Genomic DNA, 22,286 nt, shown 5'->3' with positions numbered 1-22,286 from the left:
TCGCGCTACTGCGTCAACCGGTCGATCCGCACCGTCTCCGAGAACAGCCCCGGCAGTTCGCCGAGATCCTGGGCTGCGCCCAGGGCGAAACCATCGCCTACCGGATAGCGCGTCAGCGCCGGTGCGCCGCCGGTGAAATAGAAATCGCCGAGCGTCGCGTCGATTCTTCTATAAAGCACGAGTGCCGCGTTGCGCTTGTCACGCACGAAAGCCGGAAAGACATCCGACCACGACATGCCGCGCAAGGCCGCCGCCTGGACCGGCACGGCGTTTGCATCCGCTGTGTCGAGCGTGGCAATGTCGACGACCGCGTCCTCGTTCGTTCCGTCGAGATGCGGTGTCAGAAGAATCAGCGTATTGCTCGCTTTGCCGTGCACGGCCCCGACCGTCACTTTGACGAAGTCGGGCAGGAAACTCGTCGGCAATAGCTTGCGTTCGCCGACGGTCATGCGCGTGCCGTCGTTGGCGATTAGCGTGATCGCAAGCCGGTCGTCCGCACCCTCCACCGCGACCAGTGACGCGCGTGATCCTGCAGTCTGGACTGCCAGAAGATTGGCGTTTTGCCGCAGGGTTTTTGCTTGTGCCATGAGCGTCGGCGCTGAGGCCACTGAGCCCGCTGAGCCTGTGGACGACGCCATCCAGAGGTCGAGCCCGCTATCGGCGCGTTTCTGTGCGATCAGCACGCCGGCACGTCCTGTTCCGCCGAAGTCCGCCGCCACATATTGCTCCGTCAACGCAGGCCTGAACTCACGGCTGGTCTGAAGCCAGAGACGTGGGGCCTCGAAGCGCTCGCCTGTGCTGCGGAGCAACCAGAACGCGGTGCCACCCTGGCGCGCGGTGATGACCATCAGGTCCGCCTTGCCGTCGCCGTCGAAATCGCCGAGCAGGAAGCGCGCGCTATCGAAACACAGCTTGTCATCTGCGCAACTGGGCGCCGTGGCGCGGGGATCGAAAGGGACAGTGCCGGCGTACCAGAGAGCGGGGGGCGACGCTTTCACAAGCGACGCCGCGTACACGTTGAAGCCGGGTCCGTCGTGTTGTCGTTGCACATAGACCACGGCTTGCTCCCCCGTGCTGCCGATGTCGCCGACCATCGCGGTTGCGAGCCGCAAATCGGTCGCCTGAGTGCGTTGCGTGGTCGCCCAACGGTAGCGTGTGGTGAGCAGAGTGCAGCCGCGCATGGTGAGTTTGGCGTCGTTTTCGCCAAGACAGTGCCGCAGCGGCGTGTAGACGAGGCCGAAGTCCCACGGCGTCCAGCGCTGCGCCATGTCCCATTGATCGCAGGTCTCGGAGATCAGATAGCCGTCGCGTTCGGCGATGCATTGCGAAGTCGCGACGCTGACGAGCGCGGCGTCGCGCGTATTGCCGGGATAGACAGTCACGGGATCCCAGCGCCATTGTTGCGTGGATGAGCCCGTGCACGCGGCGAGTGTCGGCGCCTGGCCGCTGCCTGCGGAAGTTAGACAACGGCTCGCCGCCGCGTTGAAGAGCTGAATGGGATGCGATTGGAAATCCGCGATGCGGCGATCGCTGCGGTCGGCGAAGGCATAGCGGCGCGCGACCCAATTACCGTCCCACTGAAACTCGCCGAATACGTGCGAAAACTCGCTGCCGTCGACAGAAAAATAGCTGGCGACGATGTCGCGCTTGCGCTGAACTTCGGCCGCCGGCACATTGCCGGGCCAGTCGCCCGTCGGATAGGTGATGTGGTATTCGATCGGCACGCTTTTGTTCAGCGTCTGGGCGACGTGACGCGTGATGCGCGCGGCGTAGATGTGATCGGGATGCTCGAGAAACGGTACGGTGTCCGGATTGAGCGTATAGATCTGCGACGCCCCGGCAAGTATCACTTTCAGTGTGGCCGACAGCGAGGCCCGATCGTATTGCGCACGCACGGAACCGTCGGCGTTCATCGGATAGGTGGAAAGCGTGGCGTGCTGTTCCCACAGGAGGCCGAGCGGTTCGCGGCCGCCGCGCACGGCGCCGCCGGGCAGGCGGAATTCGAGCAGACGCACTTGCGGCTTGGCCTTCAGCACCATCTGATGCACGAGCTTGCCGGCGATCGGAATATTCGTTTCGATCCATTCGTCAGGCACCCCCGCCATGCGCGCATACGCGAGCCGCGAGGCCCGCTCGCGGGTCTGCACGTAAGCGAAATCCGCACCGTTGGCGCCGCCGATCAGATGTACCGTGGTGATGCACCAGCCGGCGTCGAGCCGTTCGCTGATGGCGGGGTCCACAAAAAGAAGATCGTCATCGAGGTGGGCGACGACCGTGACCAGCGTCCCGGCGCCGCAATCTGCCGCGCGCGCCGCACCGGAAAAGAGAGTGAAAAAAAGTAGCGCTAGAAAAGCAATGGATGAATCGCGAACGAGCCTGGCTGCCGATGATCGCATGTTTGATTCGAACCCTGACGGTGAGCTCGATCATACTGTACTGGCGTGGGCCGCCACGTTGGCGAACTCACAGTAAGCAGCACTTTGCGTGCCGGCAATGGGTCATGCGGATGGCGGGGCTGTTGGCGCGAGCGGTGGCCCTAACTCTGCCGCTAACGGAAGTAAGCCTTGGTGTTCTCGTGAACATCGGCGCGTGCGAGCAGCTCCGAAGGTGCTAGCCAGAGATAGTCGCTGTGCTGGTCGAGCCGGCCGACCGAGATGGTGCTGGTGAACTGCAGCGCATAGGCGAGCACGATGTAGTGCGTCGAGACGTCAGGCTCGGCGGCAAAATTGTCTTTGTAGTGGTGCTCGAAAACGCCCTCGAAGCGCGCGGTCGAGCGGTTCAGCCTGCCGATGCCCAATTCGGCGTCGGCAATGCGGGTGAACGCTGCGTCGAGCGTTTCGTCCTTATGAATGCGCCCGCCGGGAACGAACCATGTGCCGCGGGCAGGGCGATTGCGCCGGTGGCCGATCAACACGCGGCCCTCGGCGTCGCTGACGATCAGATCGATCGCGACCAGCGGCGTCAGACGCACCACGTCCAGGAAATCGATCTCGGTCAGCATTCCATCTCCTGCAGGGCGCGCGTCGCGTTGAGCGCGTGGTGATCGTGAGGCGATGCTGAAGGCGCTATTAGTCGCCATGGTGCTCATCATCCCGGGTGAGACGGCTTGAGACATTCGCCAGCAGCAGTGCGACCAGAATCGCGCCGACCGTGGCGAAGAGAAACGCCCCAACCATCGCGGCCAGCACCAGCATTGTCCATGCGAGGCCGTTCATTTCTCGGCTCCAGCGCGTTGATATGCATGCGAGGTAGTCTCCGTCTGGATTCTACGGGTGTAAGAAACGACCTGCCCTGTCACATCACGCCGAAGTATCGTCGCGTCTCGACAGTAAGCGTTGCCTATCGAAGGATCCACGGCGGCGCGCCATGCGCACCCCGCACTCCGCGCGGCACATCTAGCGAGGCACGTAACCCTCCGGAGTCGTGACCGCGTCCTTGAACACGCCGGCGTTGGCGGACACCACATAGATAGGCGTCGGTGACAGCTTGAGGCTCGCGACACCGTCGCGATACGGCAAGCTCGATGGGTTACCCATCATGTCGAACACGGTCACTTCGCCCGACGTGCCGGGCGCGTCGACACGCAGACGATAGTCCGCGCTCTGGCTCGCGCTGAAGCCGGTTTTGGCATTCCACGCGTCGTTGTCATGCGTCCACAGCGCCGTCACGACCTTGCCGCCGCCGAGCCGGCGGAACGCGTACGCGTAGACACCTTTGGGCAGACCTTTGAGGGGCCCGAGCGTATCCGTTCCGTCGATGATCCGCGTCATCGCCGCCACCGCGAGGGCGGCAGGTTTGGGGCTGATGCGAGCGGCGCCGTAGGCGCCATCCGGATGATCGAGTTCGAAGAAAACACCATAGCCGGGCGCGGCGTCCGGCATGTCCGCGAGGTAGAACACGTAGGTCATGTCCGCGCCTTCGCCGAGCAGGATGAGATGCGTGCGCGCCACGACCGCGGCTTGCGCATACAGCACGTCCGCGCCCGGATAGTTCTTGCCATACGCCGCACCAATGTCGTAGCTGATGCCGGTTTCGGTGACGAACAGCGGCGCACCGGGTTTCAGGTATTGACGCAACTCGTGACGCAGCGCGCGCATTGCGGCGGGCAGCGCGCCCGGCACGGTGCCCTGGTTGCCTGGGTCGGCGACGCGCTCGGGAGGGTGCGACGGTGTCGTGCCGATGTCGTAATAGCCGTGAATGGTCATGCCATCCATATAGCGGCCGATCCCGAGCGGACCGAGACGGCGCATCTTCTCGACATTGACTTGCACCGAGGCATACGTCACACCCATCACCACGGCATGCGGGTCCGTCTGATGAATGCCCTCCCAGACGGCCTTGTACATCGCGACGAAATTCGCGTCGGTATCGCGCCACGGCAGGCCGCCGTCGGCGTCCGGTTCCCACGTCACCTGATAGTAGTTGTCGCGCTGTTTGGGGAAGTAGGTCATCCGCGTGCGGTTGGACTCGGTGCCGACTTTGGCCATGTAGTCCTTCATTTGCGCGAGCGAGGTCGGCGCATAGCTGTGCGTCTCCTTGCCGGTCGGACTTGCCCACTGAGGAATACCGTCGAGCTGGATCAGACGCATGATGTCGCCGCGCCGGAAGTAGGGAAGCAACTGCTTGCTCGCGGGATCGAACGTGCCCCCGGTTTTTGGCTCTTCCATATACCAGTTGCGATTGTCGTTCGCCCACGAAAGGCCGAGCGCGGTATAGGCCGGGCGATAGCCGTCGCCGTCGCAACAATGCTGTAGAGGCGCCAGGTAGGCGGTGCCCTGTCCGCCGAATCGATGCAGATCTTCATACGGAAAGCGTACGGCGGGTAAGGCAGCGGAGGTGTCAGGCAGCACACCGAAAGTGGCGATCCCTGCAGGACGTGTGCCGCGCGATTCGAGCTGGCCGTGTGCGCGTTCCAGCGAAGCGGAAACGGCGAAGTAGCCGGCAACGGTCGAGGCGCAACTGAGGGTCGACAGCGTGGCGCCCGCCGCAACGGGGAAGCGGCCGCTGGCCCGCACGGCATTCCAGCTATCGCGGATCTGCCAGTTGAGCGTGTCGTTTTGCGTAGGTCGTGTCGTGAAGACGAGCGCGAAAGGTTTGTCCGCTGCGAACAGGCGCGTGCCGTCGCTCGGCGTGTCCGCTTCCAGCAGATCGCCGTTTGCGGCCGCGCGCACCTGCGAGGCGGGCGCGGCGCAGCGCAGACCCTGCCCGGGCGGCGCCTTCAATGAAGTGGGCACCGTGGCGGCAGATTCCGTCGCGGCGGCGGGCGCTGCGTCTTTTTGCGCCGGGACGGCGGCCTCGGCCTTGGCCGCCGTACTCGAATCAGCCGCAGTGACCGCAACCGCGCAGCGCTTCTCCACACCGGGTGCGGGATCGCCGAACACACCGTTATTGCAATCGGCGCTGGTCGTGAACGTCTTGATGACATGTTGCTCGACCGTGCCGTACAGCACGTCGCGCGTACCACTGAACCGGCAGGTTCCATATTCCGCCGCGCATGCTGTCCACTTTCTGCCGTCGATCGTCAGATCGGCATTGCTTGCGCTGTCAGGACCGGCTGAAGCCGCTGCCGCACTACACGAGGAGGCCACGATGCCCAGCAGGATAAACACCGCCGCCCAGGCGGCAACGCGCAGCACTAACGCATGGGCGGCACAGGCGCCGAAGCGTGGTTGCAGCGCGCGATATTCGCATACATCAGACATGTGTTCCCCGTGTCGTTCGACGCATAGGTTCCGGCATGTTCCAACGATAAGGCGTCACCGGATGGCTAGTTGACCAGGCCATACCCGCCTCAGGTTACCTCGTGTCGCAATGTGTTGCGGAAACCGCATAGGCTATTTCCGCAATTCGATGGCGGAAACATACCGGCTCTCATCCGACAGAATCCGCCATTGGCCCGTCTATTGCCGGGCGGGCTAAAGTTGTCTTATTGCAGTGTTTCACGTTTGAAACATTAATCGTCGTGTTTATATTCTCCAGATCCTATAACAGCGAATTAAATAATTTTGTCTCTCGAAAAGTGCTTATATTAGAACCTGCTTTACATGTCTCCGCTGACCGAATATATCGTCAGAAGAAACCTCATCGGGCATCTGGTAAGAGCAATGAGTGGTGCAAGCAAGGCGGCTGCGCTCATTCTGACGACGTGATGGAAAGAAGTCACTTCAAATCCGCGAAATGATGGGCGGATCAAATTGCAACTCAAGCATTTCGAGTAGCGATTGTATGTGCGTCAACGCACAAAAAATCACATTAAATTAGCATTAAGATTCGCAGAATGTGAATTCATTCATATGCAGAATCGGCTTTTAATTCATTGAAAAAATAGTAGTGGAGTGCTTGTTCCGAAAATCACTGGCTGGCCACCATATCGAAACGCCAACATGTCTGCACTTTCGGTCATGGCGGCTAAATGCTTGATTGGGGATGACTATGATGCACTGCACAGAACATTCGTCTGTGTAGGCGTTCAAGGTTGAAAAGTAGATCCGTATTCTGTTGAGAGGATGACTATGACCTGCGCGAGTCTCGAGTCTGCAATGCTGCGCTGGGTGCACGCACCGAACAAAGGTATGCGTCGCATCGCAATCCTGATGTTCAACGACTGCTCGCTGCAGGGCGCGGGCGTGGTTGCCGAGGTGTTTCAGGCTGCCAACGAACTGGCATCGTCCGGCTCGGGTGGCTGGTTGTATGACGTTTCCTTCCTGTCGGCCGACGGCGGCATGGTGACCTCGTCATCGGCACTGCGGGTCTGGACCGACGGGCTCGACGCGCGGCATTACGGCGGCTTCGACGCGTTGTATGTAGCCGGTGGCAAAGGCGCTTTCGCCGCAGCCGGCGACGAGCGGCTGATCGCCTGGTTACGGCGCGTGCGCCGCAACACCGGCATGATCCGGCCGATCGCGGAAGGGCGCGCGCTGCTCGAGGCGGCTTATGTGCCGGACATCAAGGAAAGCGCCGAATTCCACCAGCCGCAGTCGATGTCTTCGCGCCAGACCGAGCAGAACGGCGATGCGGGTGACCGGCTTGAATCGATGAGAAGCGCGCTCGCCATGATCAAGCGCGATCTCGGCGGCGCGACCGCCCGCACGGTGGCCGAGCGTCTGCTTGCAGATTCGTGCTCGAACCTCGCACCGCTGCTTGGTGAAGACGGCGGTTTGAGCCCCGGCGACAAAGTGCGCGCGGCGGCCCGCTGGCTGCAAGAGAATTGCCAGCAATCGATTTCGATTGCCGATGCGGCTCAGTTCGCCGCGATGAGCGAGCGCAACTTCCTGCGCCGCTTCAAGATGGAAATGGGCATCACGCCCTCGAGTTTCCTGTTGCATGAGCGCCTTGCGGTGACCTGCAGCCTGCTGACCGAGTCGGAATTGCCGGTGGACAAGATTGCCCGGCGTACCGGCATGGGTAACGGTGACCGCCTCGCGAAGGTCTTCCGCAAGCGGATGAGGATTTCCCCGACTGAGTTCCGGATTCAAAGCCGCCGCATGGTCGGCGGATAGCGCGCGCCGCGAACCGCGCTGAGCGCGCCCAACACGCAGTCGTTTCGTACCGTGCTTCGGTAAGTATTTCCTTGACCTCAAAGAATTATAAGGATTCCGAATATGTTGACTAAGGGATTTGTGAGCGCTGCGTCGGCGAACCCGGACGGCGCCAGTGCCGGGACCGCCGGTGCGCGTTGCGCGCGCATCGTCCCGGTCATTCTTGCGGGTGGCTCGGGCACGCGGCTGTGGCCGGTGTCGCGCGAAAACTTTCCGAAGCAACTGATCGACGTGGTCGGTTCCGACTCGCTGCTGCAGGCGACCGCGCGGCGTATGGACGGCTTTCCCGCCGGATGGAACGTGGACGTGTCGCCGATCATCGTGTGCGGCGAAGAACACCGGTTTGTGATCTCCGAGCAGCTTCTGGAAAACGGCGTGGACGCGCGTCTGATCGTCGAGCCTGCGCGGCGCGATACCGCGCCGGCGTTGACGCTCGCGGCGTCGCTCGCGTGCGCGGACGGCAACGACGCGATTCTCATCGTGATGCCGGCCGACCATTCGATTGCGGATGTGCCTGCGTTGCAAGGCGCGCTGGAACGCGCGGCCAGGTACGCGGAACGGGGTTCGATCGCGACGCTGGGCGTGCCGCCCACTCGCCCCGATACGGGCTTCGGCTATATCCGCATCGGCGCGGAATTGCCCGACGGCGGTCATGCGATCGACGGCTTTGTCGAGAAACCCGCCGAGGAGATTGCCGCGCAGTACGTCGCTGCGGGCACGTATTGGTGGAACGCCGGGATCTTTGTCGTGCGGGCACGTGTGTGGCTCGATACGCTGAAACGCCTGCAGCCCGAGATGCACGCGGCCTGCGAACGCGCATTCGCGAACGGCCGCACCGAAGGCGCGTATTTCCGTCCGCTGGTGGACGCTTTCCTGAGTTCGCCCGCTGACTCGATCGACTATGCCGTGATGGAGCGTCTCACTGACGTGGACGATGCGAGTGACGCGAGCGCCACGGATGAAACGGCCGCGACCCACGTCACCGACCCGCAGGATTCCGGCGCGAATCCCTCCGGCGTCGTCGTGCGGCTCGACGCGGGCTGGTCGGATCTCGGTTCCTGGGACGCCGTCTGGGCCGCAATGGATAAGGACGCCAACGGCAACGCCGGGCGCGGCCGCGTGACGTTCGAAGGCGCGGTGTCGAGTTATGCCCATTCCGAAGGACGGCTCGTCGCCTGTGTCGGCACGACCAATGTCGTGGTCGTCGAAACGGCCGACGCCGTGCTGGTGGTCGACCGCTCGCACGTGCAGGACGTCAAGGGCCTGGTGTCGCGCATCAAGGCGCAACACGCACCCGAGGCCGATGCGCATCGCAAGGTGCGGCGCCCGTGGGGTTTCTACGATTCCATCGACCACGGCGAACGCTTCCAGGTGAAGCGCATCGTCGTCACGCCGGGCGCGAAACTTTCGCTGCAACTGCATCACCACCGTGCCGAACACTGGGTCGTCGTGCGTGGCACGGCGCTCGTCACGCGCGGCGAAGAGCAGTTCCTGCTGAGCGAAAACGAATCGACCTACATTCCGCTCGGTACACGTCACCGGCTCGAAAACCCGGGGAAAGTACCGCTCGAAATCATTGAAATCCAGTCAGGCACCTATCTTGGTGAAGACGACATTGTGAGGTTCAACGACAACTACGGCCGCTGCTCCTAACAGCGCCCCCGGAATCATGTGCGGAAAAGAACGAACGGCAAGAACGAGGTAAGCAAAATGCGCAAGTTTCAGGATTTGCTCGCGCGAGTTTTCGATGTCGCGTTGGTACTAGTGGGTGCGGCGGTGGCGTCGCAGATTCGCTTTGATTACCTCGCTCAATCCGGGTTCTATTGGGCGCTCGTGATGTTTTCCGCCGCCTTTGCGCTGGCCATCTTTCCAGCGTTCGGTGTGTATGAATCATGGCGCGGCCGCTCCAAGCTCTCGCTGGCCGGGCAGGTGTCGCTCGCGTGGTTGATGGTGCAGGGCAGTGCGCTGGTGCTGATGTATTCGCTGCACCGCATCGACTTCGTCTCGCGGCTGTGGTTCTCGTATTGGACGGCGGTGACGGGCGGCCTGCTGATCGCTTACCGGCTGATCACGCATGCGGTGCTGGCGCGTGCGCGCAGTGCCGGTCTGAATCTGCATCAGGTCGCGATCGTCGGCAGCGGCTCGCAGTGCGACGCGATCATCCGCAGGATCGATTCGGCGCCCGGCACAGGCTTTCGCGCGACGGCCGTCTACAACACGCGCCCTGACGTGTCTGCTGTGACCAGCACGCGGGTTCCTGTCTGCGAGACGGTGGATGCGCTTGCCGACTACATTCGCACCAACGACGTGCACGAGCTTTGGCTGATGTTGTCGCTCGCCGAAGAGCCCCTGATCTGCAAGCTGATCAGCGAGTTTCGCGACGATCTGGTGAATATCCGCTTCATGCCGGACGTACGCAGCATTGCGTTGTTCGATGGCAGCGGCGTGATCGATCTGCTCGGCGTGCCGGCAATCAACCTGGTCGCCTCGCCGCTGTCGGCAAGTTCGATGTTGAAGAAGGAAATCTTCGACCGCCTGTTCGCCGCCACGGCGTTGATCGGCCTCGCACCGATCCTGCTCGCCATTGCGATCGCGGTGAAGCTCTCGTCGCGCGGCCCGGTTCTCTTCAAGCAGAAGCGTAAAGGCGCGGACGGCCGTGTCTTCACGATCTACAAATTCCGCTCGATGCGACTGCATCACGAGCCGAAGGGCACGCTCAAACAGGCGACGCGCGACGATCCGCGCGTTACGCGCGTCGGCGCATTTCTGCGCCGCACGAGCCTCGACGAACTGCCGCAATTCTTCAACGTGTTGCGTGGCGACATGTCGGTCGTCGGACCGCGTCCCCATGCGCTCGAGCACGACGACCTCTATCAGAAAGTGGTTGCCGGCTACATCAATCGCTATCGGATCAAGCCGGGCATTACAGGCTGGGCGCAGATCAACGGCTTTCGTGGCGAAACCGACCGCATCGAGAAGATGGAGCGTCGCGTCGAACATGACCTGTACTACCTGGGGCATTGGTCGTTCGCACTCGACATGCGGATTATCGGCGCGACGATCGTTGCCGGACTGGCGCATCGAAACGCCTACTGAGTACTAAGTAGTTAACAAGCACGCTGGGCTCTACCTCCCCCGAGGACAGTCCCTGGCGCAAGGAGGAAACACCATGAGCTCGCTTGGCATACGCACGGGAAGTCTCGTGATTTTCACAGTTACAGCACTGCTTTCCGGATGCGGGATCGTACCGGGTCAACAGATGATTACCCCAGCCGCGGTTCAGGACACGGGTGGGGACTACAGCACGGAAGCATCGCAGCAACAGCAGATTCCGATTACCGATATCAACCTCGCGCTGCTGCGCAAGATGAACACGACGCGGACGTCCGCGACGCTGCCGCCGGAGACGACGGCGCTGTTCGGCAAACCGACCGCATACAAGGTCGGCCCGGGCGACGTGCTGCAGATCGTCGTGTGGGATCACCCGGAACTCGCCGCCGCGCTGGGCCAGCCCGCGCAGAATGCAAAGACGACGGATGCCGCGCCCGGTTTTCTGATCGACGAAAACGGCGACGTGCAGTTTCCGTATGCGGGCACGGTGCACGTGGCCGGCAAAGACGTCGGGGCGATCCAGAAGGAACTGCACAAGCGTCTGAGCAACGTGTATCAGAAGCCTGAGGTGACGGTGCGGGTGGCCTCGTTCCGGAACGCGCAGGTCTATGTCGACGGTGAAGTACGCACCCCTGGCGCGCAGTCCGTCACCGACATTCCGTTGTCGTTGACGAGCGTGATCAACCAGGGCGGCGGCTTCAGCGCAAATGCGGATCGCAGCCGCGTTGAGCTGATCCGCAACGGCGTGACGTATCCGCTCAACGTGGACGACCTGATCAAGCGCGGCCGCAATCCGTCGGACATCTACCTCCAGGCCGGCGACATCGTGCGGGTGGCTTCGCGCGAAGACAGCGGCGTGTATGTGATGGGCGAGGTCAACAAGCCGGCGACCATCCTGCCGATGCGTAACGGCACGCTGACGCTTTCGCAGGCCATTTCCGACAGCGGCAGCTTCGACTCGAACACGGCGGCGGCCAGACAGTTGTTCGTGATCCGCAATTCGACCAGCGAATCACCGCAGGTCTATCACCTCGATGCGACCTCGCCGGTGTCCATGATCCTCGCCAATCAGTTCGAGCTTCAACCGAAGGACGTCGTGTATGTCGGTCAAGGCGGACTGGTCCGCTTCAACCGTGTGCTGAACCTGCTGCTGCCGGCGATCAATGCGGCTGTAACGGGTGCCGTTCTTGCGAAATAACAACCGTGCAACGTGACCTTGAACCGCCGGGCTTTGTTGGGTGAACAAAATGGCAATTAATTTCGAAAACCGCTATACCGACGTGTCCGGACCGGACGAGCTGCACCTGTCGGACTATCTGCGCACGATCGTGAGAGGTTGGCGCACGATCGTGACGGTGACGCTGATCGCACTCGCGCTGGGGTGCGCGTATGCGTTCCTTGCACCGCCGACGTATCGCGCGGATGTGCTGTTCCACGTCGAGGACAAGACGGCCAACGCCAACGCGAACGGCAAGGATTCCTTGCCGCCGCTCACCGGCATGTTCGACACCAAGCCCTCGACGGCGGCGGAGATCGAGTTGCTGAAGTCGCGTCTCGTCACCGAAGAAACGGTCAAGAACCTGCACCTCGACATTTCAGCTTCGCCGCGTTATATGCCGTTTATCGGCGGGATGATCGCGGGCCTGGTGAACGGACATTGGGGCTTCAAGTTGCCTTCTTTCATCAACCTGTCGGGCTTCGCATGGGGTAACGAGAGCATTGCCGTGTCGCGCTTCGACACGTCGAAGGACTTTTACGACACGTCCTTCACGCTGATTGCGGGCGATGGGGGTTCGTACGTGCTGCGCGACAAGAACGGTATCGCGATTCTTTCCGGCCGCGTTGGCGAGACCGTGGAAACCGACACCGCCGACGGCCCGATCGCGTTGCGTGTCGACAAACTGGTCGGCGAGCCTGGCGCGCGTTTCGAACTGCAGCGCGCCTCGACGCTGGGCACCGTGGACCGCTTGCAAAAGGCGCTCGTGGTGGCCGAAACCACGCTGCAGTCCGGTGTGATTCGCACGAGCCTCGAAGGCGGCGACCCCGCGCTGACCGCGGCGATCGTCAACAGCATGGCGCGCGAATTCGTGCGTCAGGACGTGGAAAGCCGTTCGACCGAAGCGGAGCACATGCTGGCCTTCCTAGACCAGCAACTGCCCGGCTTGCGCAAGGAACTCGACGACGCCGAGCAACGCTACAACAAATTCCGCAACGCGCACGGCACGGTCGATCTCGGTGAAGAAAGCCGCCTGTTGCTCCAACAGGTCGTGGACAACAAGACGAAGCTGCTCGATCTGCAACAGCAACGCGCGGAGATGTCGCAGCGCTTCACGGCGAATCACCCGGCGGTAGCCGCGCTCGATGCACAGATCGCGGCGTTGCAGGGCGCGGCGGCCACCATGAACCGCAGCGTGGCCGTGATGCCGGATACCGAACAGACCGCGTTGCGCCTGCTGCGCGACGTGCACGTCGATACGGAGCTCTATACCAATCTGTTGAACAGCGCGCAGCAACTCCGGGTGGCGAAAGCCGGCCAGGTGGGCAACGTGCGGGTGGTGGACTTCGCCGAAACGCCTGACGAGCCGGTGCGCCCGAAACGCGTGCTGGCGATCCTGATCTCGCTCGGCGGCGGCTTGCTGATCGGCATCATGCTGACCTTCTTCAAGCGCGCGATGTACGGCGGCGTGGAACGTCCGGACGAACTCGAAGCGGTGCTCGGCGTGCCGGTGTTCGCGATCGTGCCGCGCAGCCAGACTCAGTTGCGTTTGCAGGAAAACGTCATGCTGCGCCGGCGCGGGCTGCATGTGCTCGCGCAGCAGGCGCCGGAAGACATCGCCGTGGAAGGCGTGCGCAATCTGCGGACCTCGTTGCAGTTGTCGCTCGATCACGCCGAGAACAACGTCGTGATGATCACGGGTTCGCGGCCCGACACCGGCAAGTCGTTCCTGTCGGTGAATCTGGCGGCGCTGGTGGCGTCGGCGAACAAGCGGGTGCTGATTATCGACGGCGACATGCGGCGCGGCGACGTCCATTCGCATTTCGGCATTGCCCATCAGCCGGGGCTCTCGGACGTGCTGAGCGGTGGCGATCTCGCGTCGATGGTCCAGCGCGACGTGCTGCCCGGACTCGACGTGCTCGCCAAGGGCACGCTGCCCTCGCATCCGTCTGAATTGCTGATGAGCAAGCGTTTCCAGACGATGCTCGACGAGTTGAAGTCGCACTACGACATCGTGATCGTCGACACACCGCCGGTGCTTGCCGTGACCGACTCGACGGTGATCGGCAAGTACGCCGGCACGACGCTGCTGGTGGTGCGCCATGGCCGCCATCCGCTGAACGAGATTGCCGAGACGGCCAAGCGGCTGCTCAACGGCGGCGTATCGCTCAAAGGCGTGCTGCTTACCGATGTGCCTCAGGAAGGGGCATTCCTCGGTTCCGGCTATCAAGGCGGTTATTACGGATACGACAGCATCGCGGGTTGAAATGGCGGCCCCATGACGGGGCCGCCATTCGATCGTGATGTTGCATTGCATCGCAAAGTTCAACGAGGGGAGGGGTTCATGAAACGCAAGGTCGCGCTGATCACCGGCATTACTGGACAGGACGGGTCGTATCTCGCCGAGCTGCTGCTCGCCAAGGGTTACGACGTACACGGCATCAAACGCAGGTCATCGCTGTTCAATACGGACCGGATCGATCATCTCTATCGAGACCCGCACGACCCGGACCAGCGACTCTTCCTGCATCACGCCGACCTGACCGACTCGACCAGCATTCTGCGCGTGATTCAGCGTGTGGAACCCGATGAGATCTACAACCTCGCGGCGCAGAGCCACGTGGCGGTTTCGTTCGAGGAACCGGAATACACCGCTAACGCGGACGGCCTCGGCGCGTTGCGGATTCTCGAAGCGATCCGCATTCTGGGGCTTCAGCACAAGACGCGTTTCTATCAGGCCTCGACCTCGGAACTGTACGGCCTCGTGCAACAGGTGCCGCAGTCCGAGACCACGCCGTTCTATCCGCGCAGCCCGTATGCGGTCGCCAAGCTGTTTGCGTACTGGACCACGGTCAATTACCGCGAGGCGTATGGGCTCTATGCCTGCAACGGGATTCTGTTCAATCACGAATCGCCTGTGCGTGGCGAGACCTTCGTGACGCGCAAGATCACGCGCGCGGTGGCGCGCATCGCGGTGGGCATGCAGAAGATTTTGTATCTCGGCAATCTGTCGGCGTTGCGCGACTGGGGCCATGCGCGCGACTACGTCGAGATGCAATGGCGCATGCTGCAACAGGAACAGCCGGAGGATTACGTCATCGCCACCGGCGTGCAGTACAGCGTGCGCGAGTTCGTTCAGCATGCCGCCGCTGAATTAGGCGTCACGGTGCGTTTCGAAGGCACCGGTGTGGATGAAGTCGGCATCGTAGAAAAGGTGGAAGGGCGCGAAATCAAGATGTCGCCCGGCGATGTGATCGTGCGTGTCGATCCGCGCTACTTCCGGCCTGCCGAAGTCGAGACGCTGCTGGGCGATCCGTCGAAAGCCCATGCGCAGCTCGGCTGGAAGCCGACTACGCCGTTCAGCGCGCTCGTCAAGGAAATGGTGCGCTCGGACTATCAGATTGCGAGACGTGACGCGCTTGTCACGCTGGCCGGTTTCACGGCGCTGGAACATCACGAGTAACGGCGATGAACAAACAAGCACGCATCTTCGTGGCGGGCCACCGTGGCATGGTCGGCTCCGCGCTGGTCCGGCGGCTCAATGCCGAGGGCTATCAAAACGTCGTCACACGTTCGAGGGCGGAACTCGACCTCACGGATCAGACTGCCGTGAACGGCTTCTTCGAGCGGGAAAAGATCGACGTGGTACTGCTCGCGGCCGCGCGCGTGGGCGGAATTCTCGCCAATGCGTCGCAGCCGGGCGAGTTCATCTATGAAAATCTGGTGATCGAAACCAACGTGATTCACGCCGCGTATCGCGCGCAGGTGGAGCGGCTGGTGTTCTTCGGTTCGTCGTGCATTTATCCGAAACAGTGTCCGCAGCCGATCCGCGAGGAGTATCTGTTGACCTCGCCGCTCGAGCCGACTAACGACGCCTACGCGATTGCGAAGATCGCCGGCCTCAAGCTGTGCGAGGCGTACAACCGCGAATACAACACGCAGTACGTCTCGTTGATGCCGACCAACCTGTACGGCCCCAACGACAACTACGACCTGAACAGCAGCCATGTTTTGCCGGCTCTGCTCAGGAAGGCGCACGAAGCGAAGGTGGACGGCTCCGCGACCTTGACGGTGTGGGGCTCGGGCACGCCACGCCGCGAGTTTCTGCACGTCGACGATCTCGCCGCGGCCACGCTCTTCGTGCTCGAACACAACGTGACAGAAGGCCTGTTCAACGTCGGGGTGGGTGAAGACCTGTCGATTCGCGAACTGGCCGAATGCATCTGCAAGGTGGCCGGCTTCGAGGGTGAGCTCGTGTTCGACGCGTCCAAACCCGACGGCACACCGCGCAAGCTGCTGGACGTATCGCGGCTCGCGCAAATGGGTTGGCACGCGACCATTGGCCTCGAAGAGGGCATCACGTCCACGTATCGGGAATTCGTTGAATTACACGCCGGCTCGACCGCCGCCGCCGTCATGCACGTTTAGGCGCGCATTGAAGGGCTGCTGGGCGCGATTCCGGCAATGAGGGAGCGCGTGGAGCGTTTCGCACGAATAGCGTGCAACGCACACAGGGACGATTTTCGAGGAGTGGCATAAAAATGACTGCGTCAGTCACGATCTTCCACAACGTCGTATGGTCGCGTCACAAGGGTGTCGTGTTCTCCGCCTTGCATAACATCTCGGCATCCGGCGCGATTCGCTACTCGATGGTGCAGATTGCGGATACGGAGCACGACCGTATTGGTTTTTCGGACGTCGACTATTCGTACCATCGCTATCCGATGCACAAGCTGTTCGACGGTTGCTACGAAGATGTGCCGACGTTGAAGATGATCGCGCGGCTCACCTGGGAAGTGTTGCGGACCAAGTCGGATCTGATCGTCCTGCCGGGTTACCACCGTCCGGAATACTGGGCGATGCTGGCGGCGTGCATCGTGACCGGCAAGCGGCGCGCGGTGTTCTGCGATTCGACCGCGCGCGACCGGCCCAAAAAACTGCTGACGTCGATTCCGAAGCGTGTGTTCTTTTCGCTCTGCGACGGCTATTTCGGTTTCGGTGAACGTAGCCGCGAGTATCTGGAGTCACTCGGCGCGAAGCGCGACAAGATTTTCGTGCCGTGCCAGGCCGCGGCAATGCCTGGATCGTTTGCGCCGGAGCGCGCGCTGGTCGAGCGGGTTGCGGCGCGCGCCGGCAATCCGCCGGTGTTTCTGTACGTGGGCCGTCTCTCGGAAGAGAAGGGCATCGGCACGCTGATCGAGGCGTTCGCCGGCTTGCGGCGCCGCATTCCGGCGGCGAAGTTGCGCATTGTGGGCACGGGACCGATGGCGGACGCGCTGCACGCGAAGGTGGCCGATCTCGAACTGGGCGACGCGGTAGCTTTCGCCGGCAGTTTGCAGGACGAGCCGCTCACCCGGGAATACTACGGCGCGACCTGCATGGTGTTGCCCAGCTATAGCGAGCCGTGGGGACTCGTCGTCAACGAGGCGCTCGCGCATGGTTGCCCCGCGGTGGTCAGCGAGAGTTGCGGCTGTGTGCCGGAACTGGTGATCGATGGCGTGAGCGGCTATGCATTCACGGCGGGCGATGTCGCCGGACTGCAGCGCACGATGCTCAAGGCGATGGAGGCATTCGCCGACGCCGGCGGCACGGCGCGCCGCTGCATGGATGTGATTCGCCGTTTCGATCCGCCTTCTGCCGCCGCCAATATCGCGCGTGGCTGCGCGCTGATGCTGAGCGACTGAGGCGCCTCACGGCCCCGTCGCACATGCGAAGCTCTAACCCGTCCTGGCAGCCACAATGAAGATTCTGATCTACGGCCTCAATTACGCGCCTGAACTGACGGGGGTGGGTAAGTACACCGCAGAGATGGCTGTGCTTCTGGCCAGACGCGGCCATGAGGTTCGCGTGGTGTGCGCGCCGCCTTATTACCCTGAGTGGCGCGTGGCGGCGAACTATGTGTCATGGCGGTATCAGCGCGAGACGCGCGACGGTGTGACGATCTGGCGCGCGCCGCTGTGGGTGCCGGCGCGTCCGAGCGGGCTGAAGCGGATGCTGCATCTGGCGAGCTTCGCGGCGAGTTCGTTGCCGCTGCTCGCCCGGCAGGTGCTATGGCGCCCCGATGCCGCGATGCTGATCGCGCCGACCCTGATGTGCGCGCCCGCTACGCTGGCGCTCGCACGTCTCGCGGGCGCGAGTGCGTGGCTGCATATTCAGGACTTCGAGGTCGATGCGGCCTTCGATCTGGGTCTTCTGAAAAGCTCGCTCGCAGCGCGCGTGGCGCGCTGGATCGAAAGCACGCTGCTGCGCCGCTTCGATACCGTATCGTCGATTACGCCGCAGATGGGTTCGCGCGCGGCGGTCAAGGGCGTCGAGCCTTCGCGGGTCGTGTGCCTGCCCAACTGGGTCGACGTGTCGACCATCTTTCCGCTGACGCGCGCGAGCGACTACCGGCGCCTGTTGGGCATTCCGGCCGGCCAGAAAGTGGTGCTGTACTCGGGCAACATGGGCGCGAAACAGGGCATCGAAACGCTCGCCGATGCGGCGGCATCGCTCGCCGCACGTACCGACCTCACCTTCGTTTTCTGCGGCAGCGGCGCGGCGAAAGAGAGTTTGCTCCAGCGCTGCGCAGGATTGACGAACTGCGTGTTCATTCCGCTGCAACCCATGGAACGTCTGAACGAACTGCTCAATCTCGCCGACATTCATGTCCTGCCGCAACGCGGCGATGCGGCGGATCTGGTGATGCCCTCGAAGCTCACCGGCATGTTCGCAAGCGGGCGCGCGGTGGTGGCCATGGCGCGGCGCGGCACGGGTCTCTACGACGCGGTGGCACCGCGCGGCGTGATCGTGCCGCCGGATAACGTCAAGGCTTTGGCGGCGGCGATCACGGTACTGGCAAGAGATCCCGAACGCCGTGCGGCGCTGGGTAAGGCGGCCCGCAATTATGCGGAGCGCGCGCTATCGCCGGAGTCGACGATCGGCACGTTCGAAGCTCGGCTCGCGACGCTGGTTCATGGCGTGCGTGGTTCACGTGGCTTAAGTGGCGCGCATGCAAATGGGGATACGCCGTATTTCGGTGTTCCGAGGTCTTCAACCTCCCCGACCCGGCGGCGCAAGCCGGCTACAACGGAGGAAGCCGCGCCGGATTGATCCGGTACGCGGCCATCTCATGAATGCGATATCACCACGGGGATTTGTAGACGGCGTGCTTGCCCGCATCGAACGGATCGGCGTAAGTGGTTTTCGCTGCGCCGTCGGGCATCAGACGGGCGGCCGCGTTCGGACCGCCTGGCTGACCGGCCGCGCGCACCTTGCCGTTGCCGGCGGCCTGCGCCTTGTTGGGCTGCTTGCGCACGGCAGGCTGCGCTCCGCCCAGCACCGTCATGCGTTGTTCGTCGAGCAGGGCCGCCTGCTGGGCGTCGGCGGTATTGCCTTGCTGCGCGTCTGGCGAGCCGTAGTCGCGTGGGGCGCCGAGCAACTGCGCTTCGCTGTTGCGATGCGCCGCACCCGGGTTGGCGCGCGCTGCGGGGGCGGGGGTGCCGTAGCTGGTCGCAGCCGTAGCGGCAAGGGCCGGCGCAGCGGGCGCGGGCGCTGCTGCGTTCTGCGCGAGCGCCGGTACGGCATAGGTCGCGATGGCGAGAACCAGCGGGGGTGTTATGTGCCGAAACGAGATGGTCATCGCATGCCCCAGGAAGATGCGGTCGCAATAGCGCTATCGTGCGCCAACCAGTACGCGTGCAGCCGCCAAAACGCTTGCTCGTACGGCCATGAAGCCGGCTTCAGTAAGGAGTCGCAACATAATGTGAGTGTGACGCAGGGGTATGTCGATTCCCGTTCGTGGTCTGGAGAAATCTGATGGGTAACGCCGCCGACGATCCGCAGATCGGGCGTATGCCGGAAGTCGAAGGCGTTCGCGAGGATGGCCGTGTCATCGATCTCAGTCTGGCTGGAAAGGGGAACTATCGCGCGAAGCGCGGTGCCCTGATCGAGCTCATCTGGTTTGTCACGGAAGCCTGTGTGATCAACAACAAGCTGCTTCCGCTCTCGTCGGTCAGGGTTGCGTTGTTACGCCTGTTCGGCGCGAAGATCGGCACGGGTTGCCGCTTCGTGCATCCATTGCGCGTGAAGTCGCCGTGGAACCTGGAGGTGGGGGATAACTGCTGGTTCGGCGTCGACGTCTGGATCTACAACCAGGCGCTGATCCGCATCGGCTCGAATGTCTGCATTTCCCAAGGGACGTTCCTCAGTGCCGGCTCTCACGATATGAGCACGACGATGGATCTGCGTGTCGCACCGATCGTCATCGAGGACGGTGTCTGGATCACGTCGAAATGCGTTGTGCAGATGGGTGTGACGATCGGCCGGTCCGCCGTGGTGACACCCTTGTCCGTCGTGCATCGTTCGCTCGATCCAGAGGGCGTGTATGGCGGCAATCCATGTCGTTTTATCCGGAACCGTTTCGATTCCGTGACCTGAAGCACAGAGAGAGAACCGCAGCGTTTATACGCTGAGGAGGCCAGGTCGTTGACAAGCCGGAATGTCGGCGACCGCAATCGGATTGTCGATCGATGCCCTTGATCGACACCTGCGGCGACGCCGGTGATGCGTTCGGCAACGACGTGTGCGTGGTTTGCTTGCCAGCCCCGGTTGGATGAGTAGCCGGATTGACGCACTCAGATATGCATGAAGAAGATGGGGAGTAGGGATGTTCATCGATACTCGCACTGTTGAACACAACACGGTCATTGAAACGACGGTCTGCATCATTGGCGGAGGGGTCGCCGGGATTACGCTTGCGCTGGAGATGTCGAGGGCCGGGGTCGACACCTGCATGCTCGAAAGCGGGGGCTTCGGGCCAGATGACGAAACCCGCGATCTCTATCGCGGCGAGAACGCCGGGCTTCCCTATTCATTTGCGGACGGCTCGCGCAGCCGTTACTTCGGCGGCAGCAGCAACTGCTGGGGCGGCTGGTGCCGTCCGCTCGATCCGTGGGATTTCGACAAGCGCGACTGGATCCCGCACAGCGGCTGGCCGTTCGGTCTCGACGAACTGGCGCCGTACTACGCGCGTACGCATGAGCTGCTGAAGCTCGGCCCGCAGAATTTCGACCCTGCCTACTGGGAGCGCGAGATCGGGCGCCATGACGTGCGCCGCATACCGCTTGCGACCGGCGATATGCGCGATACCGTCGCGCAATTCAGCCCTCCTGTGCGTTTCGGTAAGGCCTATCGCGACGAGCTGTCGCGTTCGGCGCGGGTGCGCGTGTTTCTGCATGCGAATGTGCAGAATATCGACGCCGATGCTGAGGGCACGTCTGTTGCGCGGCTTCAGGTGGCGACCATCAGTGGGCGCAAAATGACGGTGACCGCGAGGATTTTCGTGCTCGCCACGGGCGGCATCGAGAATGCGCGGCTTCTACTCGCTTCGAACAACGTGCAGGCGGCGGGACTCGGCAATGCCAACGATCTGGTGGGCCGTTACTTCATGGATCATCCGCGGATGATGTCCGGCAAAGTGCGTTTTCGTCCGGGCAACGCGCGCAATAAGCTGTATGACATCAAGTATCACTATCAGAATGCCGCGGTGTCCGCGCACGGCACGAAGATCTCCTCACAGTTCGCGCCGAAGCAGGAGTTGATGGAGCGCGAGAAGCTGCTGAACTCGCGCGTATGGCTCTATTCGCGCTGGTACGGTGAAGGAACGGCAGGATCCGAGGCGCTGATCCACTGCAAGGAAGCGCTGTTGCAGAAGGACCAGCCGGGCCGCAGCCTGAAAACCGATGTCGCGACGATGATCGCGCATCCGCTGCACACCGTCGGCTACGGTTTGACGCGGCTTTTGCAATGGCCGGCGTTGATCACGGACGTGACCTTGCAGGCGATCGTCGAAGCGGTGCCCGACCCCGATAGCCGGGTCACGTTGTCGGCCGATAAACGCGACCGGTTCGGCATGCCGCGGGTGAAGGTGGAGTGGCGTCTGGGCGAACAGGTGCAACGCACCTTCGACAAAACCTTCGCGTTGCTCGCGCAGGAGTTGCAGATGGCGGGCATCGCGGACGTCGAACTCGACGCGCCGCTCGAAGGCCGTAGCTGGCCGGCGAAGCTGGAGGGCACGTGGCATCACATGGGCACCACGCGCATGCACGATTCGCCACGTGAAGGCGTGGTCGATCGCGATTGCAAGGTGCATGGGATGAGCAATTTTTATGTGGCGGGCAGCTCGGTCTTTCCAACAGTCGGCGCCAACTTTCCGACCATCACGATCGCCGCGCTTGCGCTACGTCTTGCGGGTCATCTGGTGCGGCAACTCGATGTCCCGGATATCGTCGGCGATACGCGGGGCGACGCCGCCAACAGTTCCCTGATATCGATTCAGACGCAGCAGCCTCAAGTCGAAACCCTGCCGATCGCAGCCTCGACCTTGACGCCGTTGATGAAGGAGCAGTGAAGAACAGCCGGTGACAGGGCGCGCCACGCGG

16 protein-coding genes are annotated in these 22,286 nt (G+C 62.6%); 11 read left to right on the top strand and 5 right to left on the bottom strand.

Annotation, left to right across the window (positions count from 1 at the left end; translation table 11 throughout):
- Window positions 1-5: 5 nt before the first annotated feature.
- The 4 genes from M0D64_RS31775 to M0D64_RS31760 all read right to left on the bottom strand — a co-directional run bounded on the left by M0D64_RS31775 (window position 6) and on the right by M0D64_RS31760 (window position 5,702).
- Window positions 6-2,396 carry a PIG-L family deacetylase gene (locus M0D64_RS31775; protein WP_266260699.1) on the bottom strand — a complete coding sequence of 797 codons (2,391 nt, stop codon included), beginning with the start codon at window positions 2,394-2,396 and terminating at the stop codon, window positions 6-8.
- Window positions 2,397-2,548: 152 nt separating this feature from the next.
- Complete coding sequence (locus M0D64_RS31770; RefSeq protein ID WP_154559520.1) at window positions 2,549-3,001, bottom strand: GDP-mannose mannosyl hydrolase; 453 nt, start codon at window positions 2,999-3,001, stop codon at window positions 2,549-2,551.
- Window positions 3,002-3,068: 67 nt separating this feature from the next.
- Window positions 3,069-3,215, bottom strand: coding sequence for a hypothetical protein (locus M0D64_RS31765; RefSeq protein ID WP_266260698.1), 147 nt, complete (start codon window positions 3,213-3,215; stop codon window positions 3,069-3,071).
- A 180-nt stretch (window positions 3,216-3,395) separates the two neighbouring features.
- Window positions 3,396-5,702 carry a hypothetical protein gene (locus M0D64_RS31760; protein ID WP_266260697.1) on the bottom strand — a complete coding sequence of 769 codons (2,307 nt, stop codon included), beginning with the start codon at window positions 5,700-5,702 and terminating at the stop codon, window positions 3,396-3,398.
- An 810-nt stretch (window positions 5,703-6,512) separates the two neighbouring features.
- On the opposite strand from M0D64_RS31760, the gene M0D64_RS31755 reads away from it, so the two are divergent.
- The 9 genes from M0D64_RS31755 (at window position 6,513) to M0D64_RS31715 (ending at window position 18,957) form a co-directional block, all read left to right on the top strand.
- On the top strand, window positions 6,513-7,499 hold the full coding sequence (locus tag M0D64_RS31755) for a helix-turn-helix domain-containing protein (RefSeq protein WP_154559532.1): 987 nt from the start codon (window positions 6,513-6,515) through the stop codon (window positions 7,497-7,499).
- A 102-nt stretch (window positions 7,500-7,601) separates the two neighbouring features.
- Complete coding sequence (locus tag M0D64_RS31750; RefSeq protein ID WP_266260696.1) at window positions 7,602-9,191, top strand: sugar phosphate nucleotidyltransferase; 1,590 nt, start codon at window positions 7,602-7,604, stop codon at window positions 9,189-9,191.
- A gap of 57 nt (window positions 9,192-9,248) precedes the next feature.
- The gene (locus tag M0D64_RS31745) at window positions 9,249-10,634 is read left to right on the top strand and encodes an undecaprenyl-phosphate glucose phosphotransferase (RefSeq protein WP_266239576.1); all 1,386 of its coding nucleotides are present in this window, start codon (window positions 9,249-9,251) and stop codon (window positions 10,632-10,634) included.
- A gap of 73 nt (window positions 10,635-10,707) precedes the next feature.
- Window positions 10,708-11,847 (top strand): polysaccharide biosynthesis/export family protein, encoded by a 1,140-nt coding sequence (locus tag M0D64_RS31740; protein ID WP_266260695.1) that lies wholly within the window; start codon window positions 10,708-10,710, stop codon window positions 11,845-11,847.
- 49 nt (window positions 11,848-11,896) lie between these two features.
- On the top strand, window positions 11,897-14,131 hold the full coding sequence (locus M0D64_RS31735; protein WP_266239577.1) for a polysaccharide biosynthesis tyrosine autokinase: 2,235 nt from the start codon (window positions 11,897-11,899) through the stop codon (window positions 14,129-14,131).
- Window positions 14,132-14,209: 78 nt separating this feature from the next.
- Window positions 14,210-15,328, top strand: coding sequence for a GDP-mannose 4,6-dehydratase (gene gmd, locus M0D64_RS31730; RefSeq protein ID WP_266260694.1), 1,119 nt, complete (start codon window positions 14,210-14,212; stop codon window positions 15,326-15,328).
- 5 nt (window positions 15,329-15,333) lie between these two features.
- Window positions 15,334-16,293 (top strand): GDP-L-fucose synthase, encoded by a 960-nt coding sequence (locus tag M0D64_RS31725; protein WP_154559513.1) that lies wholly within the window; start codon window positions 15,334-15,336, stop codon window positions 16,291-16,293.
- 113 nt (window positions 16,294-16,406) lie between these two features.
- Window positions 16,407-17,549: a glycosyltransferase family 4 protein gene (locus M0D64_RS31720; protein ID WP_154559512.1), complete on the top strand. Its 1,143-nt coding sequence runs from the start codon at window positions 16,407-16,409 to the stop codon at window positions 17,547-17,549.
- 55 nt (window positions 17,550-17,604) lie between these two features.
- Window positions 17,605-18,957: a glycosyltransferase WbuB gene (locus M0D64_RS31715; RefSeq protein ID WP_266260693.1), complete on the top strand. Its 1,353-nt coding sequence runs from the start codon at window positions 17,605-17,607 to the stop codon at window positions 18,955-18,957.
- A 31-nt stretch (window positions 18,958-18,988) separates the two neighbouring features.
- Here M0D64_RS31715 and M0D64_RS31710 read toward each other — a convergent pair whose 3' ends face one another.
- Window positions 18,989-19,486: a hypothetical protein gene (locus M0D64_RS31710; protein WP_171926925.1), complete on the bottom strand. Its 498-nt coding sequence runs from the start codon at window positions 19,484-19,486 to the stop codon at window positions 18,989-18,991.
- Between the two features lie 176 nt (window positions 19,487-19,662).
- Between M0D64_RS31710 and M0D64_RS31705 the strand changes: the two genes are divergently transcribed.
- Window positions 19,663-20,283 (top strand): putative colanic acid biosynthesis acetyltransferase, encoded by a 621-nt coding sequence (locus M0D64_RS31705; protein WP_171926926.1) that lies wholly within the window; start codon window positions 19,663-19,665, stop codon window positions 20,281-20,283.
- A 229-nt stretch (window positions 20,284-20,512) separates the two neighbouring features.
- On the top strand, window positions 20,513-22,255 hold the full coding sequence (locus tag M0D64_RS31700) for an FAD-dependent oxidoreductase (protein WP_171926927.1): 1,743 nt from the start codon (window positions 20,513-20,515) through the stop codon (window positions 22,253-22,255).
- The last annotated feature ends 31 nt before the right edge of the window (window positions 22,256-22,286 follow it).

Origin of the sequence: Paraburkholderia sp. WS6 (assembly GCF_030464835.1) — a bacterium.
GTDB classification, from domain to species: Bacteria; Pseudomonadota; Gammaproteobacteria; order Burkholderiales; family Burkholderiaceae; genus Paraburkholderia; species Paraburkholderia madseniana.
Note: the sequence above shows the minus strand (reverse complement) of the source record. Positions and strands in the feature narration are given on the sequence as shown.

Excerpts from the sequence above, each read along its gene's own strand:
- M0D64_RS31775 (WP_266260699.1), bottom strand. The coding sequence starts at position 2,396 with ATGCGATCATCGGCAGCCAGGCTCGTTCGCGATTCATCCATTGCTTTT.
- M0D64_RS31760 (WP_266260697.1), bottom strand. The coding sequence starts at position 5,702 with ATGTCTGATGTATGCGAATATCGCGCGCTGCAACCACGCTTCGGCGCC.
- M0D64_RS31745 (WP_266239576.1), top strand. The coding sequence starts at position 9,249 with ATGCGCAAGTTTCAGGATTTGCTCGCGCGAGTTTTCGATGTCGCGTTG.
- M0D64_RS31720 (WP_154559512.1), top strand. The coding sequence starts at position 16,407 with ATGACTGCGTCAGTCACGATCTTCCACAACGTCGTATGGTCGCGTCAC.
- M0D64_RS31750 (WP_266260696.1), top strand. The coding sequence starts at position 7,602 with ATGTTGACTAAGGGATTTGTGAGCGCTGCGTCGGCGAACCCGGACGGC.
- M0D64_RS31735 (WP_266239577.1), top strand. The coding sequence starts at position 11,897 with ATGGCAATTAATTTCGAAAACCGCTATACCGACGTGTCCGGACCGGAC.
- M0D64_RS31755 (WP_154559532.1), top strand. The coding sequence starts at position 6,513 with ATGACCTGCGCGAGTCTCGAGTCTGCAATGCTGCGCTGGGTGCACGCA.
- M0D64_RS31740 (WP_266260695.1), top strand. The coding sequence starts at position 10,708 with ATGAGCTCGCTTGGCATACGCACGGGAAGTCTCGTGATTTTCACAGTT.
- M0D64_RS31700 (WP_171926927.1), top strand. The coding sequence starts at position 20,513 with ATGTTCATCGATACTCGCACTGTTGAACACAACACGGTCATTGAAACG.
- M0D64_RS31710 (WP_171926925.1), bottom strand. The coding sequence starts at position 19,486 with ATGACCATCTCGTTTCGGCACATAACACCCCCGCTGGTTCTCGCCATC.
- M0D64_RS31725 (WP_154559513.1), top strand. The coding sequence starts at position 15,334 with ATGAACAAACAAGCACGCATCTTCGTGGCGGGCCACCGTGGCATGGTC.
- M0D64_RS31715 (WP_266260693.1), top strand. The coding sequence starts at position 17,605 with ATGAAGATTCTGATCTACGGCCTCAATTACGCGCCTGAACTGACGGGG.
- M0D64_RS31770 (WP_154559520.1), bottom strand. The coding sequence starts at position 3,001 with ATGCTGACCGAGATCGATTTCCTGGACGTGGTGCGTCTGACGCCGCTG.
- gmd (WP_266260694.1), top strand. The coding sequence starts at position 14,210 with ATGAAACGCAAGGTCGCGCTGATCACCGGCATTACTGGACAGGACGGG.
- M0D64_RS31765 (WP_266260698.1), bottom strand. The coding sequence starts at position 3,215 with ATGAACGGCCTCGCATGGACAATGCTGGTGCTGGCCGCGATGGTTGGG.
- M0D64_RS31705 (WP_171926926.1), top strand. The coding sequence starts at position 19,663 with ATGGGTAACGCCGCCGACGATCCGCAGATCGGGCGTATGCCGGAAGTC.